An 18160-nucleotide genomic window follows, 5' to 3' on the forward strand; every position below is an offset into this window, starting at 1 on the left:
GCGCCACTGGCCCAGCGTCTGCACCAGTTCCTTGAACGACGCGTCACGCCCGACGGCGACCACCGTCCGCGTCATCACATCGCTCACGATGTGCGGGGTCTCGGACACTGGAATTCCTCCCTCCGCACGGCGTTCGGCGGCTCTTCCACTTCCAGTGTCCGGCCCGCTGCTGTCTTCCGGCCACCCGGAGACCGTGCCGTTCAGCAGATCCGGGGCAGTTGCTCGCCCAGCGGCAGATCGACGATCCGGGTCCCGCCGAGTCCGGTGCGGGCCACGACCAAGCCGGGATGTTCGGCGACACACGTGCCGATCACGGCCGCCTCACGTCCCAGCGGATGGGCACGCATCGCGTCCAGTACCGTGTCGGCGTGTTCCCTGGGCACGAAGGCCACCAGGCGGCCCTCGTTGGCCACGTACATAGGGTCCAGGCCCAGGAGGGCACAGGCGGTGGCCACCGCCTCCGGGACAGGCACCGCCCCCTCGTCCAGGCTGACGCCGGTGTCCGAGGCGGTCGCGATCTCGTTGAGCGCGGCGGCCAGGCCACCGCGCGTCGGGTCGCGCAGGACATGGATCCCGGGGGTGACGGCGAGCATCGCCCGAACCAGTCCGGCCAGGGGCGCGGTGTCACTGACCACCTCGGTGCCGAACGTCAGCCCTTCGCGGACGCTGAGGATGGCGATGCCGTGCTGTCCGATCGGCCCGCTGACCATCACGACGTCACCGGGCCGGGCACGTTGCGGACGGATGTCCACGCCCTCGGGGATCAGCCCGATCCCCGCCGTGTTCACGTACACACCGTCGCCGTGGCCGGAGTCGACCACCTTGGTGTCGCCGGTGACCACGGCGACGTCCGCCGCTCGGGCGGCCGCGCCCAGCGCCTGGGCGATCCGGCCGACGGTGCTCAGCTCGGTGCCTTCCTCCAGGATGAACGCGCAGGACAGGTACGCGGGGACGGCTCCGCTCATGGCCAGGTCGTTGACGGTGCCATTGACCGCCAGATCCCCGATGCCGCCGCCGGGGAAGAACAGCGGGCGGACGACGTAGGAGTCGGTCGAGAAGGCCAGCCGGGCACCCCCGAGCGGGACGGCGGCCGAGTCGGTGAGTCCTCGCAGCGCCTCGCTGCCGTAGGCCGGGAGGAAGAGGTGCCGGGTCAGCTCCGCGGAAAGCGCTCCTCCGCCGCCGTGGCCCATTACCACCACCGGGTGGTTGCGCAGCGGCGTCGGGCAGGACCAGCCTGCGGTGTCGGCGGTGATGTCAGTCAACGGAAGCCGTCTCCTCCGTGCGGGGCGTGGCCAGCCGCCGGTACAGGTAGTAGGCGGCGCACGTGCCCTCGCTGGAGACCATGGTCGCGCCGAGCGGTGTGCGCGGAGTGCAGGTGGTGCCGAAGGCCGCGCACTCGTGGGGCTTGATCAGGCCCTGGAGCACCTCTCCGCTGCGGCACACCGCGGGCTCTTCGGTGACCAGACCGGTGACGTCGAACCGGTGCTCGGCGTCGTAGTCACGGTAGGCATCCGACAGCCGCCAGCCGCTGTCCGCAATGGTGCCGATGCCGCGCCAGGCGCGGTCGGTCGTGGTGAACACCTCTCTCAGCACACTCAGGGCGACCGGATTGCCCTGCGGGTGCACGGCGCGTGGGTAGGCGTTCTCGACGCGGTGTTCTCCTCGCTCGAGTTGGCGGGCCGCCCGCCGGATGCCTTCCAGGATGTCCAGCGGCTCGAATCCGGTCACCACGATGGGCACCTTGTAGGTGTCGGCGAGGTCGGGGTACTCGATGGTGCCCATCACGCTGCATACGTGCCCGGCGGCGAGGAACGCCTGGACGCGGCAGTCCGGTGATCGCATGACCGCCTCGATGGCCGGCGGCACCCGGACATGTGAGACCAGCAGGCTGAAGTTTCGGACCTCGAGCCGTTTGGCCTGGTGGACCGCCATGGCGATGGCGGGCGCGGTGGTCTCGAAGCCGACGCCGAAGAACACCACCTGTCGGTCCGGAGTCTGCTGGGCGATCCGCAGGGCGTCCAGCGGTGAGTAGACGACACGGACGTCACCGCCGTCGCTCTTGATGCGGAACAGGTCACGGTCGCTCCCCGGCACCCGCAGCATGTCGCCGAACGAGCAGAAGACCACGCCCGGGCGGGAGCCGATCTCCAGCGCCTTGTCGATCACTTCCAGCGGTGTGACGCAGACCGGGCAGCCCGGGCCGTGGATCAGCTCGATGTTCTCGGGCAGCAGTTGGTCGATGCCGTGCCGGATGATCGAGTGGGTCTGACCGCCGCAGACCTCCATCATCGTCCAGGGCCGGGTGACCGTCCGGGCGATGTCGTCCAGGAGCCGTCGGGCCAGGGCGGGGTCCTGGAATTCGTCGATGTATTTCACCGGTTCTCCTCCTCGGGTGCGCTTTCCACCTCGGCCGCCGCTCGTTCCCAGGCATCGCCGAACTCTTCGTCCAGTGCGCCGATCCGCTCGAAAAGCCGGAGGGTGGCCAGGGCGGATTCCTCGTCGAGCCGCTGGATCGCGAAGCCGACGTGGACGATCGCGTACTCACCGACCTGGATCTCCGGCAGATAGGCGAGGCAGACGTCCTTGACCACCCCGCCGAAGTCGACCCGCGCCATCGGCGTGCCGTCCCGTTCCTCGATGCCGACCACGCGGCCGGGTACCGCCAGGCACATGTGCTCCTCCTCGGTTCCTCAGTCGTCGGCGAGGTGGCCGGCGATGACCGCCTGTCCCAGGGCCAGGCCGCCGTCGCCGGGCGGCACCACCGTGTGCCCGAGGACGGTGAATCCGTCCTCGCCCAGCCCGGCGGTGCACATCTCGTCCAGGAGGGCGTTGGCGAACACCCCGCCGGTGAGGACGACCGTCCGCACGCCCGTGCTCCGATGTGCCTTCCGGCAGGCCGTGCGGACCGCACCGGCGACCGCCAGATGGAAGCGGGCGGCGATCAGCGGGACCGCCGTACCCGCGCGGAGATCGGCCACGATCGCCGCCAGCAGCGGTGCGGGATTCTCCAGCGCGAACGGGTAGCCGTCCCGCACCCCGTCGGCGGTCAGTGCCGCGGCCTCCAACTCCACGGCGGCCTGAGCCTCGTACCCCGCCCGGTGGCAGACGCCGACCAGCGAGGACACGGCATCGAACAGCCGCCCCATGCTGGAGGTCGGCACACACGCGATACCGCGCGCCAACTGGACTTCCAGCAGTCGAAGTTCCTCGGGTGGGCAGGTGGCCGCGCACGGCAGGTCGGGCGACCAGGCGAGACCGGCGGCGCGCAGATGCGCCAGCGCCATCCGACACGGGTTGCGCACCGCCGCGTCACCGCCCGGCAGGGGTGCATACGCCAGGTGTGCCAGGCGGCGGTGGCCGGCGTAGTCGGCCAGCAGCACCTCGCCGCCCCAGACGGCGCCGTCGTCGCCGTATCCGGTGCCGTCGAAGGCGATGCCGAGCACCGGCTCGTCCAGCCCGTGCTCCGCCATCGCGGAAGCGATGTGGGCGTGGTGGTGCTGGACCAGGGTGAGCGGTCGGCCGTCACGCCGGGCCCATCGCGCGGACCGGTAGCCGGGGTGGCGATCAGCGGCGACACGGACCGGCTCGACGCGGGTGAGCGCCCGCAGATGACCCTCGGCGCGCTCGAAAGCGTGCTGGGCGGCCAGGCTGTCCATGTCCCCGATGTGGGCGGACAGCCAGGCGGCGTCGCCGTCCGCCAGGCACAGGGTGTTCTTCAGGTCCCCGCCGACCGCGAGGACCGGACGGACGGCCACCGGAAGGCGAATGTGCGCCGGGGCGAAGCCGCGCGAGCGGCGGATCGGCAGGGGCGAACCATCCGCGCGGACCCGGACCACCGAGTCGTCACAGGCGACCGCGATGGGCCGGTCGTGCCAGAGCCAGGCATCGGCCAGTCCGGCCAGACGGCGCAGCGCCTCCCGGTCGTCGGTCACCAGCGGCTCGCCGGAGACGTTTCCGCTGGTCACCACCAAGACGCCGGGAGCAGGTGGATCGCCCGGAAGGCCGAACAAAAGCCGGTGCAACGGGGTGTAGGGCAGCATCACCCCGATGTCCGGGCTCCCCGGGCACACCTGCGGTGCGAGCGGAGTCGGGGATCGGCGGCGCAGCAGCACGATGGGGCGTGACCGCCCCATCAGGACGCGGCGCTCCGCCGGGCCGAGGTGGCCGAGCCGGGCGGCGGTGTCGGCATCGGGGGTCATCACGGCGAACGGCTTGTCGCCACGGGCCTTGCGGCGTCGCAGTTCGCCCACGGCCCGCGGAGCGGTGGCGTCGCAGACCAGGTGATAGCCGCCGAGTCCCTTGACCGCCACGATCGCCCCAGCCGCCAGCATCCGCCGGGCCTCGGCCAACGCGGCCCCGCCCTCCCGTCGTACGGCGCCGGTGAGTCTCAAGCGTGGCCCGCAGGCCCAGCAGGCGATGGGCTGGGCGTGGAACCTCCGGTCGGACGGATCCGTGTATTCCGCCGCGCAGTCCGGGCACATCGGGAACGCCGCCATGGTGGTCATCGCCCGGTCGTACGGCATGGCGGTGGTGATGGTGAAGCGCGGGCCGCAGTCGGTGCAGGTGATGAACGGGTGCCGGTGGCGGCGGTCGGCCGGATCGGCAAGCTCCGTCAGACAGGCGTCGCAGGTGGCGGCGTCGGGCGGAATCAGGGTGCGGCCGTGGCCCGCCGCGGAGGGCACGATCGCGAAGCCGGTGCCGCCGGTCGAGGGCATCTCGGAGGTGGCCACCGAGACGATGTCCGCCAGCGGAGGTGCGTCCGCCGTCAGCCGGTGGCAGAAGGCGGCCACCGCGTCGGGGCCGCCCTCGATCTCGATGCGGGCCCCGGCCGGCCCGTTGGCCACCTGCCCGGACAGGCCCAGTTCGGTGGCCAAGGTATGGACGAAGGGCCGGAAGCCGACACCCTGCACCACGCCACCGACCTCAATCAGGCGGCGGACCGGCCGGTGCGAGCCAGTGGTGTCCGGCTCCGCTACGGCGGAGCCGGACACCAAGGGCTGTTTGATGGACACGGCGCTTCCGTCCGGGGTGGTCGAGCCTGCGCGAGGGTTCCGGCCGTGCCGTGAAACCCGTCCGACCAGGCCGTTCGTCATGTTAGGAACGGGTCCGGCCACCTTGGGAAGCCACGCCCGCGCGGCGGCCCGACGCGCCCCGAACGGCCCAGCCGACGCACCATGTCACCAAGCGGGCGGACTATGCGGATCCCCGGTCGTCGGCCAGCGTGCTCGCGCGCCGAAGCCGGTCGTGCGCCTCGTCGATGGCCTTGGCCACGTGGCGGATCAGCTCGGGGAGCGCGTCGGCCACCGCGGTGCTGAACCCGCGGCCGAGGCCGAAGTCCTCCCCTTCCACCGCGTGCACCGTCAGCTCCCCGGGCATCCGGTCGAGCGCCGCGGCCAGGGCGAAGGTCTCACCGAGCCCGAGGGCGTGGGTACTGGCGGAGCGTACGGCGCATCGCGCGGCCCGCTCCGCGGTCAGGGTGTGCAGCCGCCCCGGCTGCCCGGGGTGGGCGTGCACCACTTCGACCACGACGACGGCGTCCTGACGGCGCCACAGGCCGAGCATCCTTCCGGGCTCGCCGTCGCTGTCGGTCAGCACCGTGCCCTCGGGCGCTCGGGCGCGCAGGGCCTCGATGACGGCCGGGCCGGCTCCGTCGTCCCGGCGGAACGGATTGCCCACGCCGATCACCACGACTCGGCCCGTCATCCGCGCTTCACCGTCAGGTCAAGGAAGTGCGCGGAGCAGGAGATGCACGGGTCGTGGTTGCGGACGGCCCGCTCGCACAGCGCGGTCAGCTCCTCGTCGCCGGGCGGCTCGCCCGGCCCGTCCAGGCGGGACTGCACCTGGCGGCGGAGGTCGTCCTCGATGGCGGCCTGGTTCTGCGCGGTGGGCGGCACGATACGGGCGAGGGTGAGGGTGCCGTCGGCGTCCATGGCGTAGCGGTGGTAGAGCAGCCCGCGTGGCGCCTCGGTGGCCGCGCAGCCGGTCGCCGGGCACGGTGGCACTTCGACGTACGGCCGGGAGGGCGGCTCGTAGGCGTCGATGATCCTCAGCGCTTCGGCCACGGCGTGGGCCACCTCGACGGCGCGGACGATGATGCTCCGGAACGGATTGCGGCACACCGCGCCGGTGGCCGGATCGCCGAGCCCCGCCGCCCGTGCGGCGTCGAGGGCCGAGGGGTGGAGCCACTGGCCGCTGACCGCGTACCGGGCCAGTGAGCCGGTCAGGTAGTGGTGGCCGTCCAGCTCGGACACCAGGGCGGTCGAATGGGGGACCTGTCGTTCGACCACATGGCGCTCGAACTCCTCCACCGGAAGCGCTCGTACCGGGGCGGGGCCGTTCGAGCCCGCCCCCGCGGTCATGACGGCCGGGGTTCCGGAGTCGATGGCGTACCGGCCGGGGTCGCGCATCGCCAGGAACGGGCCGTCGTACGTGGCGTCGGGGAAGTCGAAGCCGGCCACCCAGCGCACGGTCTCCAGCGCGTCGTCATGGGCCCGGCGCAGCCGCTCGGCCAGTGGGATGAGTTCGGCCGGGGCGGGCACGTGGTAGAACCCTCCGACGCGGACGTTGATCGGGTGGATGGCGCGGCCGCCGAGTTGCTCCATGATGGTGTTGCCCGCTTGTTTGATCCGCAGGCCGCGTTCCACGGCCGCGCGGTGCTCGCGGGCGAGTTCGACGGCGCTGGGGTGGCCGAGGAAGTCGGGGGCGTGCAGCAGGTGGATGTGCAGGGTCTGGCTCTCGATCCATTCGCCGTAGTAGAGCAGCCGCCGCAGTTGGGCGAGCGGTCCGTCGACCGTCACCCCGCAGGCCCGCTCGATGGCCTGGCATGCGGTCGTCTGGTACGCGACCGGGCAGATTCCGCAGATCCGTGAGGTGATGTCAGGTGGCTCGCCATGGCCGCGGCCGACCAGGAACGCCTCGAAGAAGCGGGGCGGCTCGTAGATCCGCAGTCGCGCTTCGGCGACCGTCCCGTCGCGCACTGCCAGGTGGAGGGCCGCCTCCCCCTCCACCCGGGCGAGTGCGTCCAGACGCAGTACACGGGATCCGCGGTGGCTCATCGGGGCTCTTCCTCCGCCGGGGGCTCAGGGGCCTCCTGAGCCGCGAATTCGGCTACGGGGCCGTATTCGGGCGAGGCCGCGTTGAAGGTGCGGAAGACCCGCACGATGTCCCGCTCGGTCATGCCGTCGTGCCGCAGCTCGCGCACCATGGCCTCCAGGTTGGGCTGGACCATCGGCCCGAAGCAGCCGTAGCACCCGCGCCCGTAGGCGGGACAGAGGGCGCCGCACCCGGCATGGGTGACCGGCCCCAGGCACGGGATGCCCTGGGCGACGGTGATGCAGGTCGTGCCGCGCCGCTTGCACTGGAAGCAGACGCTGTGGCTGGAGATGTTCGGCTTCCGCCCGGCCAGAAAGGCCGTGATCACCTCCAGCAGCTGGCCGCGGTCGATCGGACAGCCGCGCAACTCGAAGTCGACCGGTACATGCGTCGAGATGGGGGTGGAGGTGTCCAGCGTCGCGATGTACTCCGGGCTGGCGTACACCGCGGCCCGGAATTCCTCGACGTCCGCGAAGTTGCGCAGCGCCTGGATGCCACCCGCGGTGGCGCAGGCGCCGATGGTGACCAGGCGACGGGAGATCCGCCGGATGTGGTGGATGCGCCGGACGTCCTCGGCGGTGGTGATGGACCCGTCCACCAGGGAGAGGTCGTACGGTCCGGTCCCCGCGAGGGTGGCCCGCTCCCGGGAGTCCTCCGCACTGGACATCTCCAGGAAGTGCGTGATGCGCACCCGGTCGGTGAGCGGGAGCAACTCGTCCTCGCAGTCGAGCAGGGTCAACTGGCAGCCGTCGCATGAGGCGAACTTCCACACGGCGAGGGAGGGGCGGGAGTCTGGTTCCATGTCACAGCTCCCTGACGGCGAGCAGGGGCTGGGCACGGCCGTAGCCGACCACCGGACCGTCCCGGCACAGCAGCAGCGGCCCGAGCTGGCAGTGACCGCAGTGGCCGGTACCGCAGCGCATGTTCCGCTCCAGCGACACCTGGATCCGATGCGCGGGCAGGCCGCGGGCGAGCAGCGCCCCGGCGGTGTGCCGGATCATCACCTCGGGGCCGCAGAGCAGCGCGGCGGTCCGAGCCGGCCGCCAGTCGGCCCGGTCCAGCAGAGTGGTGACCACGCCCACGCTGCCACGCCAGCCCGGGCCGGGCCGGTCGACGGTCACCTCCACCTGGGCCGAGGCACGCCGCCAGTGCTCCAGTTCCTCCCCGTAGAGCAGATCCTCAGGGGTGCGGGCCCCGATCAGTACGTTAAGACGGCCGTAGTGGCCGGGGCGGTCGAGCACATGGCGCACCACCGGGCGCAGCGGGGCGAGTCCGATGCCGCCGGCGACCACCAGGATGTCCGACCCGGCCGCGGCGTCGAGGTCCCAGCCGATGCCGTAGGGGCCCCGCAGTCCGACCGCGTCCCCCACCCTGAGCCGGCACAGCGCGCCGGTGACCGCCCCGATCGCGCGCACGGTGTGCACCAGACGGTGGCCGTCACGGATCGCACTGACCGAGATCGGCACCTCACCGACGCCGAAGGCGTACACCATGGCGAACCGGCCCGGCGAAAACTCCGGCAGCGCTCGTCCCACCGGTGTCACCTCGAGCGACACGCAGTCCGCGGTCTCGGCCGAGACCGCGGTCACCCGGTATGGCAAGGGCACGGTGGTCACGACGGGACGCTTCCATGCGGTGTGTACAGGTCGAGCAGCCGCAACCGGGTGGCCTGAAGCCGGTCGGCGATCAGCGCCGCGCACCGCAGCATCAGCTCGTATCCGAGCTCCGTGTCGGCCATGCACAGCTCACGTACCTCGGCCGCGGGAAACTCCCAGGTCCGCACGGGCCCCAACGCTCGGGCGCCCAGATGCCATCGGTAGGGCGGGAAGATCCACGACCATCCGAGCTGCTGCCGCGGCCCCAGGGTTTCCACCACCTGGGCCCGACGCCCGGGAACGTACACATCCAGGGCGACCTCACCGGAACGGATCAGCCAGAACCGGTCGGCGATGCCGCCCTCGTCGAACAGGGTGCTGCCCGCGGAGAAGTCCCGCTCGTCGGCGAGCGTGAACAGCCGGTCGCGCTGGACCCGCGGAAGGGTCTCCAGCAGCAGCGGCCACCCGGTCATCGTGGCTCGTCCTCCGCACGCCGGGTCCAGTCGTGCAGGGCCGCGGCCTCCTCGGTGATGTCGATGGCGACCGGACACCAGACGATGCACCGCCCGCAGCCCACACACCCCGAGGACCCGAACTGGTCGTACCAGGTGCCCAGTTTGTGGGTGAGCCACTGCCGGTAGCGGCTGCGCGGCGAGGCGCGTACGGGCCCGCCCGGCAGATAGGAGAAGTCCAGGTCGAAGCAGACGTCCCAGACCCGCCAACGCTCGGCGTGGTCCCCCGTCAGGTCGGTGACATCCTCGGTGGTGGTGCAGAAGCAGGTCGGACACACCATGGTGCAGTTGCCGCAGGTCAGGCACCGAGAGGCGACATCATCCCAGCGGGGCGCTTCCAGCGTCTCCGCCATCAGCCGCTGCAGGTCGGTGTCCGGCATCGTGCGGCCCATCCGGTCGGCTGCGGACGCGACGGCGCCCGCGGCGGCCCGGCAGACGGCCTCGGAGGCCGGTTCGCCCGGCAGCTCCGCCAGGATCTCGGCCCCCTCGGAGCTGCCACTGCGGATCCAGAACCGGTGCCCCTCGTCGTCGACCAGCTCGGTCAGCACCAAGTCGTACCCGGGCCCGGCGGCCGGTCCCGTGCCCATTGATACACAGAAGCAGGTCCCACCGGGCTCGGTGCACTCCACCGCCACCAGAAACGCCCCGGACCTCCTGCCCCGATAGACCGGGTCGCGGTGGGGCCCGGCGGTGAGCACCCGGTCCTGGACGGCGATGGCACGCAGATCGCAGGAGCGGACACCGAGGAACGCGAAGCGGGGAGGCGGGATGTCGTCCGCCTCGATGATCAGCTCTCCGCCCGCGCGTTCGGCCGTCCACTGGCGGACCCTGGCAGGGTGCAGAAACGTCTTCCACGACTGCGGACCCGCCGCGTTGGCGAAGGCCGCACCATCCGTACGCGACCGCAGCCGGTACTGCCCGGCTTCCAGGTCCACGCCCCATCCGTACGGCAGCTGAGCCGCGGACTCCAGCTCTTCCAACACGATGGCACCGTCCCGGACCGTGGGGCCGATCACCGTGTACCCGCGCGCCCGCAACACATCGACCAGAGTGGCCAACCCGTCCGGGCCGATCACGGCTCCCTTGGCCGAAGGAAGCGTCGACGCACTCACCACTACCCACCTCGGTCATCGCCGGATAACAAGGCCCATGTGCGCACACATACCGACCTCAGTGCGGGAATTCCGGCCCCGACACGGCCGTGATCGGCCAAATGCGCGGGGCCCCACCGCTGGGTGGGCGTATCAGCGACGCCTCACTGCGGCCCGGACGGGCCACCACTTGGCCACTATCCGGACATCATCGGTCGTCCCGTTCGAGGGAGGCGTTCGAAGAACGTAGGGCGGCATTCAGCCCACCACCAGCCGTGTCTGCTGCGCCATGGCATGTGCGTAGTGGTCGTGTCGGTCTCGGACACAACCTTCCCCCGCACTGTCCGTTTCCAGGGCGGGCGGAATCGGCACCCGCTTCCGGCTCCTGGCTGGACGCGGGTGTTTGTCGTTTCGGCTCTCTCCTGGGCTTCTCCCTTCGCCAGGGGTTCGGTGGTCGGGCTCTGGATCAGCCGATCGTGATCCTTTCTGCTCGTGGGGTGTCCGAGGTCAGGGATCTGGCCACCGGGTCATAGATCAGCGAGATCGCCTCACTGCGGAGGTGCGCGACAGCGTCGGCCACAGGGAAGCCCTCCATTCTGTCCGCCACCGACGGGAGCCGCTGGCCCGCAATGTGCTCGAACAGCATGCGGCAGCATGTCAGTTGACCAGTGCCCTGCGGGCGCCGCCATCGAGTGTGGGATGCCCTGTCCGGACACATGGGAGTCACAGCATCGCCGACGCTCGCGGACCACGGCCTTGATTGGATCATTGAGCGCACGGTGGCAGTGGGAACGCACCTTCACGACGACCGCCTGCCGTCAGTACTCACCGACCGAGTCGTTGGTCCGGGCCGTCGCCTCCTCAGGCACACGTGCTCCGCGGAGGTCTGCACCGGGCAGTAGGTCTCCGCGAAACGCCAAACCGGTTGGGATGGCCTCCTGACAGTTCACACGCGCTCAGTTGCCCGTCCCAGTGGCCGTTCGCCTCGGCCACTGCTCGCCCTTGGAGACTCCCTGGTACCTACTGACTTGTAATGCGTGATGTCGTGGGATGCTGACAGGTCGTGATCGTCGCGGTACACCACAGTTATGAGGTACGCGCAGGGTGGCGGGCTGACTGCCGAGCGGAGGGCTTTTCGCGAGCAGATCCGTCTGGATGCGGGCGAGATGTTCGCGGCCGGTAGTGACAACGTCGAGGTGGCGAAGATGCTGCGGGTGCATGTGCGCTCGGTGCAGCGCTGGCGGCGCGAGTGGGCCGAGCGGGGTGAGGCGGGACTGGTCTCGAAGGGGCCGGCGTCCCTGCCCAAGCTCAGCGACGAGCTGTTCATGAAGCTGGAGGCGGCGCTGGCGTTGGGGGCGGTGGCGCACGGCTGGCCTGACGAGCGCTGGACGCTCGCGCGGATCCGGACACTGATCGGGCGGATGTTCCACAAGAGCTACACCGGGCCCGGGGTGTGCCTGTTGCTGCACCGGCACGGCTGGTCGCCCCAGGTTCCGGCTCGCAGGGCGGTGCAGCGCGACGACAAGGCGGTCGCGACGTGGGTGAAGGAGACCTGGTCGGCCGTGGAACCACCGCGGCGGCGCTCGGCGCCTGGACCGTCTTCGCCGACGAGGCCGGGTTCTCGATGACGCCGCACACCGCCCGCACCTGGTCCCGCAGAGGCGTCACCCCGGTGATCCGGGTCAACGGCGGCAGCAGACGCCACCTGTCGGTGGCCGCTCTGTGCTGCTACAAGCCCGGCGAGCGGCCGCGGTTGGTCTTCCGGCACACCGGTGACCGGCGGGCCGACGGTCGTAAGGGCTTCTCCTGGAAGGACTTACGGGACCTGCTCACGGCCGCCCACACCCAGCTCGGCGGACCGATCGTGCTGGTCTGGGACAACGTCGGCCTGCACCTCAGTCGCGCGATGCGCGCCTGGATCACGGCTCGGGACTGGCTCACGGTGTTCCAGTTGCCGGCCTATGCACCGGACCTCAACCCCGTGGAGGGGATCTGGTCCAGCCTGCGGCGCACCAGCCTGGCCAACATCGCCTTCACCGATTACACGCACCTGGTCACCGCAGTCCGCCGGGGCCTACGCCAGATCCAGTACCGGCCCACCATCATCACCGGCTGCCTCATCGGCACCGGCCTCGCCATACGCCCTGGCGACATCACGCATTAATCCTCAGTAGATACAACTTCCCTTCTGCTGTGGAATGTCGGTAATGTCCGCGAGCCGCAGACGGCTCGGTCCTGCCGCATTGGAGTCACGCTGGACGAGGTCATCATGCACCGGCGGGTCGGCCTTCTTGATCCGGCCGCGTCTCTTGCCGAACACGCGCCACCAGCGGTTGCCCCGGCAGATCCACCACACGGTCCGCCATGCCGACCCCTGCGGCGCGGACTTCGTCGGCCAGGAACCGGTAGCCGCACTCCGGGCCGTCACGGTGGGCATCGAACAGGGCGTTCGCGCGGCACGCCGCTTCGGATGCGGCGGGGGGACACCGGCTGATCGAGCCGGCAATAGTAGGGCTGGCGGGCGAGCTTGAGGGCCCGGGACGAGACACGGGCACCCCGCCGGCGGCCAGCTCTTTCACGACCGGGTAGATCCTTTTCCCGGAAGGTGTGCCTGCGACAGTTAGGCAGCGGCCCGGCGCAGGACCTCGTTCTCCTGCTTCAGCAGCTTGATGCGCCGACGTGCTTCCCGCAGTTCCGCACTCTCCTGGCTGTTCGTTCCAGTCTTGGTCCCGTCGTCGATGTCCGCCCGGCGCATCCACTTCCACAGCGTCATCGCGTGTACCCCGAAGTCGGCGGCCACCTGCTCGATCGTCACACTGGGGCCGCAATTCCTCGCGACCCGCACGACATCTTCGCGGAACTCTGCTGGATAAGGATTGGGCCCAGCGACATCCTTCCCACTCACCCCACAGGGCAGGCCAGTTCACATGTCACCCATTGGTGTGACAGACCTCACGAACGCCGCTGCACTGAACAGATGAAGGAGCGCGACGCACTCCACACGGTGTACCCGTCCCAGTCTCGAAAGCACGTCGGGCAGGTTTATCGGAAACTATAAAGCGCAGGTCAGATGCCCTTCATTGCTGGCTCTAGAACAGCAACACACTCAACATGCGATGTCATCGGAAACAAGTCCGTTGAGCAGCACTGGATCCGACTCGCCCCTGCCCCATGACACCAGCCCTCTACACATGGGACGCGCCGGACAACACTGCTGAGTGCGCTCGACGCTTCCCGTCCCGCCGTCCGCCGCCTTCTGAGCCCCCTTACACCTCCAAGATGTTCGAAATGACCCGTCCGCCCCTCGACGGATTGGACGCGCCGGACAATATGCGAGGGTGAATTCGACCCGAAGGGTTTGTTCAAGTACTAAACATGGCCTCTGGCTTGGCAGAAACGCCAAGCGGCAGACGAGTCAGGCTATACGCCGGGTTCCGTCGCTCCTGTTACCTCATGGGGGTGCGCTTAGCTCACGTGCATCGAGAGTCGGCCCCTTCGCCCCGGCCCATCCATCGCGCGAATCTTCTCGCCCGCACCAGCGACGTCACTATGACGAGTCGATCAACCTGGCGCGTCGTGAGGCATCCCCTCAGCCTTCATACGGTCGCAGTCGTCCGCGCGCACCATGGCCACCAGCATCCGGGATCTTGCCGCTCCCACATGAAGGCGCTTCCGCAACGTCTCTGCTGAAATCGGACGTCGATGCGCTTCCCAATGCCGAGCGTCCTCGCGCCGCGCGCGCTGCAGGAGTTCGCCCTCGTCAGATTCGGGGTCACTTTGTTGATCAAGACTTTCGAAAGGTGGGGAATATGTGCCCTCGGCATGCGCATGCTCCGTCCCGACGACCGTATGAATCGCAGGGCCCTCCGTGGCAGCATCTGGTCCCAGAGTCGCCGACTCCTCTGCCCCGACGCCGCTGATCGCTTGAAGCAGGCCCGGACCGACCTCTGCCCAACCGATCAGTAGCAACGGTCCGACCGCATCAAAAGCAGCTTTCCCCGACTGACCGGCCAGTAGCGGATCCGTCACGTTCAGCGCCAGAGTTATCACATTGGAGACAACCAGTAGGCGCCGCGCCGGGCGGAGCTGCTCCGGACGCGCGCCATGCAGTGCGAGGTACCGGGTGCCCAGCAGCAACCCCAGCACCGAAAGATCAACTGCCGGAGCCACCAGAGGTGCCACCCACGGCGGTACGCCCAATCGCAACGCCAACGTCCACACATTCCCGAACCCAAACAAGAACGTGAGCCCGACCACTGCCGCCATGATCGCTGTTACCCCGCGGAGCGTGATCGTCCGTTCGATGGAGCCACTCGGGCGAGCATGGGAATCCGTCCGTTCCCAGCCAGCCATCAGACCGCCCCCTCCGGCCAGACTGGTCCGCCGGGCAATCCGCTGCACGGCCGCCGGGATCCGCATCATCACAGCGAACTTGTGGCCCTGAGATCAGTGGCGCTCCGCCGTGAAGGTCCAGGTCAGCCCGCAACGCCACCGGTTGGGGTTTTGGTTCAAGTCCCCCCCTCGGACACGTTTTTGCATACACAGATGAAGCGGATTGTGACTCGATGGTCACAATCCGCTTCTTCATGTTGTAGGTGAGGTTGATCAAGGGAGCGACAGCGGGGCCGGCCTCCACGGCCTGGTCCGCGGCGGCGAGCCGGCTTGTGGAGGATCTCCCCACCGATCAGCAACGACCTGGTGACGTGAGCGCGCCCGCGCTGCTGGTAGACGCTGTCGGCGGTGGAGACCAGCACGTCCAACGCCCGGTCCATGGCGCCATCCCAGCCCTCTCCGTACGCGGTGCCCCGGGCGTCGGGGCGCAGCCGGGCAGTTCCTCCACCCAGCAGTGCGCCCCGGCGACGGCGCCGGCCTCCAGCGCGCGGACGAGGGCTCGGTCCGGCCCGGCCGATCGAGCCCGGCTCGTGCGCGCGAGAAGCCGGGGCACGCGGGCGGTGGGCCCCGGGTGCCGGGCCGGGTACCGGGCGCGAGGGGTGCCGCAGAACCGCACCGGAGCCCGGCAAGCCGGTCAGAACGGGACCGGGGCGGGCAGATCGGCGAGGCGCGGCGCGGGCACGGTGGGCGGCCGGACGGCGCCCTTGCCCTGAGCGGCGTACAGGTCGTAGTAAGCCGACCACAGGCCCGCCTCCGCGATGGCATCATCGGCCGGGGCCGTGTGCAGGCCGGCCGGGACCCGGCCCGGATCGGCGCACAGGGAAGCCGCGGCGATGAACGTGCCCGCCCGGTAGGCGTCATATCCCTCGTTCGGAATCGAGTCCGCCTCGAAAAGGTTCATGGAACGGCCATTTCCCAGCAGCGTCACCCGTCGGCCGCGGTCCAGGGCGAACCTCATGCCCACTCCGGGGATGTCCGATGCGCCGCCGCGGTGCACGGCGTTCTCGGTCAGGGCGCAGAAGTCGCGGGTGGCGAAGGGTGCTAGCACCAGACCGTCGGGCAGGAGATCCAGGTCGGCGTCGGACAGTGCCCTCTCCCCGGTGGTGCCGACGACGATGAACGGGCTCGTGGCGGCGAGGGCCTGGCCGGCGGTGCGGTACGTCGTGAAGCCGCTCTCGGCCGCGTCGATCAGCGCAGGCAGATCGCTGTCGACGACGACGACCCGGCATCCCAGGCCCCTGAGTTGCGCGGCGAGGCGGGAGCCAAGGGTGCCGTAGCCCAGCAGCAGGACCTGGCGTCCGATGAGCTTGCGGTCCGGGAGCAGTGCCTGTAGTCGGCGCATACAGGAGTCGGCGATCTCCCGGTAGCCGAGACGGGACTTGACCTGGGAGCGGGCCAGGTTCAGCACCGGGATCGCCAGCGGCCCGGCCGCGGCGATGCGCTTGATGCCGCTGACGGTCAGTTCCAGCGCGGCGTCCGCGGTGCGCGGCGCGCCGATCGCACCGTAGCCCCGCGCGAGCAGGCCCCCGTCGTCGACGACCAGCACCCGCCGCCCGGCGGTGTGCGCGGCGTCCAGGAAGGCGTCGATGTCCGCGCCCACACGCGCCAGTTCGTCCCCGTGCGCGTGGGGAAGGTTGACGGCCGTGTTGTCCAGGACGTCGCTGCGATACCCCCGGGCCTGGAACGTCGCGTGAACCCTCTCCCGGTTCCATGTCCTGTCGCCCTTGTCGAGGGCGAAGATCCACTCGGCGGGTATCCCGGCCCGTTCCATCGCCAGGACGAAACCGGTGCTGTGCTCCAGGTAGTGATCCCTGAAGATCAGCGCCCAGTTGTCAAACGCCGGCCGCGCGGCGCTGTAGCGCTCCAGCAGCGGCATGGCGGCCCGGATGCCCTCCAGTTCGCCGTCGGTGTAGGCCAGAGCGCGACCGGACAGGGCGTCATGCAGTGCGGCGGCGATCCGGCCCGCGGCGAGGCCGGGTCCGGGGTCGATGAGAACGTCCACCGCGGCTGCCGACGGGAGCTGGAAGCCCAGTGTGCGCGGCACCTGCGGAGGCAGGGTCTTCCACCGCACCGTGACTATGACGCGTGCGGACTCCGGATCGGTGATGCGGAGCGTTCCGTCGTCACCGAGGTCGTACCGCAGTTGGCGGCGTGCGGCGAAAGCCGCGACTTCGGCAGTCACGCCCTCACCACTGATCGGTACGCGCAGGACCACCCACTGGTCACCGGTGATGGCTCTGGTCGACATAGTCACTCCTTCGTTTATGGGTCGCTGTAGGCGGGAGCCGTCAGCGGTGATGTGCGACCCGTGCCAGGGCACTCTCGACATCGCCGAGCCCCGTCAGTAGTCGCTGGGATGCGGCATGTCGCAACAGCCAGAACCGGTCCAGGTCCGCCTGGAGCAGACCGGGCCGGAGGTAGTGCTGCCTGACGCCGTAGAGGCTGGTCATCAACTGGAGCAGCGCCACCCGGGCGCAGGCGGTGATGTCGTCGGCTCGCACCTTTGGGTTGGTCTGCACGTACGCGCTGACCAGGTTCGTTCCCGAGGCGATCCAGTCCTCGTCCAGGACGACGGTTCGCGGGTCGAACGCGATCCGGCCCAGTTCGTACGCGATCAGGAACGGGTCGGGGGGCAGGAAGTCCAGCACGGCGGTCAACTCGTCGCCCTGGAACAGCAGGTTGACCGGGGAATAGTCGCCGTGCAGCACCTGCGCCGTCAGATGCGGAAGTTCACTCAGGAGCTCCGGGACACGGTGCAGAACCGCTCGGCGCTCGGCCAGCGTCCGCAGCGCCTGCTCGTCGAACGCATCGCGCCGCCTCCGCCGCCCCGCGATCTCCTGTAGTTCGCCCGCGGTGGCGTCCAGCTCGGCGATATCGGGGTGCAGCCACCGGTCCAGCTTCGCCGATGGGCCGAAGGACGCCGGGTGGCCCGCGAACCCGGTGTGAATACTTCCCAGAGCTCTTCCGGCGGCCCGCTGCTGGGCGGGATCGAGGCCGTCGTCGACGGTCTCCCCGTCCTTCCACGTCCACACGGACACGGTGATCCCACCCTGCCGCACGATCGTGTCACCGCGGATCGAGGGGAGCACCCCGGCGACCGGCACGCCGTGAAGTCCGGCGAGCCGTGTCTGCTCGATGGCCTCCCGTTCGGCTGCCAGGTCGGTCTCGGTGTTCCAGTATTGCTTGACGAAGAACACCCGGTCGCCCACCAGGGCACGGTAGTTGACGGTTACCTGACCGGCGGGAATGCGTTCCAGCATGGCGTCGTGCAGGCCGTAAGTGTCGGCGAGCACCGCGATCAGATCAGACTGCGCTTCAGGTTTCAGCACGACTCCTCCTCGCTCGGGACCGGCGTGCGGTCCGCGGTGGGGACACCACATACGTCTGCGGGCCACTCGGCACGGTGCGCCGCCGCCGGGCGTGCCCGGGCCGGTCCCTCGGCCCCGGAACCGGTACGGCGCGCAGGGGGCGGACGGAC

17 protein-coding genes and 1 pseudogene are annotated in these 18160 nt (G+C 70.0%); 1 reads left to right on the top strand and 17 read right to left on the bottom strand.

The window, feature by feature from the left end:
• The 12 genes and pseudogenes from KN815_RS52620 to KN815_RS32480 all read right to left on the bottom strand — a co-directional run.
• Positions 1 to 108: pseudogene (locus KN815_RS52620) on the bottom strand (CBS domain-containing protein); the annotation flags it as partial.
• A gap of 92 nt (positions 109 to 200) precedes the next feature.
• Positions 201 to 1190, bottom strand: coding sequence for a hydrogenase expression/formation protein HypE (gene hypE / locus KN815_RS32430; RefSeq protein WP_216345443.1), 990 nt, complete (start codon positions 1188 to 1190; stop codon positions 201 to 203).
• A 64-nt stretch (positions 1191 to 1254) separates the two neighbouring features.
• Entirely contained in the window at positions 1255 to 2376 is a 1122-nt protein-coding gene (hypD, locus tag KN815_RS32435; RefSeq protein WP_216345428.1) for a hydrogenase formation protein HypD, read from the bottom strand.
• The gene (locus KN815_RS32440) at positions 2373 to 2672 is read right to left on the bottom strand and encodes a HypC/HybG/HupF family hydrogenase formation chaperone (protein ID WP_216345429.1); all 300 of its coding nucleotides are present in this window, start codon (positions 2670 to 2672) and stop codon (positions 2373 to 2375) included. The genes hypD and KN815_RS32440 overlap by 4 nt, the downstream gene beginning before the upstream one ends.
• Before the next feature lie 18 nt (positions 2673 to 2690).
• On the bottom strand, positions 2691 to 5012 hold the full coding sequence (gene hypF / locus KN815_RS32445; protein ID WP_372458541.1) for a carbamoyltransferase HypF: 2322 nt from the start codon (positions 5010 to 5012) through the stop codon (positions 2691 to 2693).
• Positions 5013 to 5193: 181 nt separating this feature from the next.
• Positions 5194 to 5703, bottom strand: coding sequence for a hydrogenase maturation protease (locus KN815_RS32450; protein WP_216345431.1), 510 nt, complete (start codon positions 5701 to 5703; stop codon positions 5194 to 5196).
• Complete coding sequence (locus tag KN815_RS32455; RefSeq protein ID WP_216345432.1) at positions 5700 to 7055, bottom strand: Ni/Fe hydrogenase subunit alpha; 1356 nt, start codon at positions 7053 to 7055, stop codon at positions 5700 to 5702. The genes KN815_RS32450 and KN815_RS32455 overlap by 4 nt, the downstream gene beginning before the upstream one ends.
• Entirely contained in the window at positions 7052 to 7894 is an 843-nt protein-coding gene (locus KN815_RS32460) for an NADH-quinone oxidoreductase subunit B family protein (protein WP_216345433.1), read from the bottom strand. The genes KN815_RS32455 and KN815_RS32460 overlap by 4 nt, the downstream gene beginning before the upstream one ends.
• Before the next feature lies 1 nt (position 7895).
• Positions 7896 to 8708, bottom strand: coding sequence for an FAD/NAD(P)-binding protein (locus tag KN815_RS32465; protein ID WP_216345434.1), 813 nt, complete (start codon positions 8706 to 8708; stop codon positions 7896 to 7898).
• Positions 8705 to 9160: a cyclic nucleotide-binding domain-containing protein gene (locus KN815_RS32470; RefSeq protein ID WP_216345435.1), complete on the bottom strand. Its 456-nt coding sequence runs from the start codon at positions 9158 to 9160 to the stop codon at positions 8705 to 8707. The genes KN815_RS32465 and KN815_RS32470 overlap by 4 nt, the downstream gene beginning before the upstream one ends.
• Positions 9157 to 10314 (bottom strand): 4Fe-4S dicluster domain-containing protein, encoded by a 1158-nt coding sequence (locus KN815_RS32475; RefSeq protein ID WP_216345436.1) that lies wholly within the window; start codon positions 10312 to 10314, stop codon positions 9157 to 9159. Before KN815_RS32475 ends, KN815_RS32470 begins: the two co-directional genes overlap by 4 nt.
• Positions 10315 to 10756: 442 nt before the next feature.
• Entirely contained in the window at positions 10757 to 10936 is a 180-nt protein-coding gene (locus KN815_RS32480) for a hypothetical protein (protein ID WP_216345437.1), read from the bottom strand.
• Between the two features lie 442 nt (positions 10937 to 11378).
• Between KN815_RS32480 and KN815_RS52625 the strand changes: the two genes are divergently transcribed.
• Positions 11379 to 12454 (top strand): IS630 family transposase gene (locus KN815_RS52625; protein WP_443732335.1). Its coding sequence is split into 2 segments (ribosomal slippage): positions 11379 to 11825 and positions 11828 to 12454, totalling 1074 coding nucleotides; the frame shifts between segments, so codons are not numbered across the junction.
• A gap of 3 nt (positions 12455 to 12457) precedes the next feature.
• Here KN815_RS52625 and KN815_RS32495 read toward each other — a convergent pair.
• The 5 genes from KN815_RS32495 to KN815_RS32515 all read right to left on the bottom strand — a co-directional run bounded on the left by KN815_RS32495 (position 12458) and on the right by KN815_RS32515 (position 18011).
• Positions 12458 to 12727 (bottom strand): hypothetical protein, encoded by a 270-nt coding sequence (locus KN815_RS32495; protein WP_216345439.1) that lies wholly within the window; start codon positions 12725 to 12727, stop codon positions 12458 to 12460.
• Positions 12728 to 12910: 183 nt separating this feature from the next.
• Positions 12911 to 13195, bottom strand: a complete 285-nt coding sequence (locus KN815_RS32500) for a transposase (RefSeq protein WP_301184674.1) — start codon at positions 13193 to 13195, stop codon at positions 12911 to 12913.
• Between the two features lie 656 nt (positions 13196 to 13851).
• Positions 13852 to 14715: a SpdA protein gene (locus KN815_RS32505; protein WP_216345441.1), complete on the bottom strand. Its 864-nt coding sequence runs from the start codon at positions 14713 to 14715 to the stop codon at positions 13852 to 13854.
• A 601-nt stretch (positions 14716 to 15316) separates the two neighbouring features.
• Complete coding sequence (locus tag KN815_RS32510; RefSeq protein WP_216345442.1) at positions 15317 to 16930, bottom strand: Rossmann-fold NAD(P)-binding domain-containing protein; 1614 nt, start codon at positions 16928 to 16930, stop codon at positions 15317 to 15319.
• Positions 16931 to 16970: 40 nt separating this feature from the next.
• A complete protein-coding gene (locus KN815_RS32515) occupies positions 16971 to 18011 on the bottom strand; it encodes a phosphotransferase enzyme family protein (protein ID WP_253209373.1) in 1041 nt (346 codons plus the stop codon).
• Positions 18012 to 18160 lie beyond the last annotated feature (149 nt).

This window comes from Streptomyces niphimycinicus (genome assembly GCF_018883605.1).
Taxonomy (GTDB): domain Bacteria; phylum Actinomycetota; class Actinomycetes; order Streptomycetales; family Streptomycetaceae; genus Streptomyces; species Streptomyces niphimycinicus.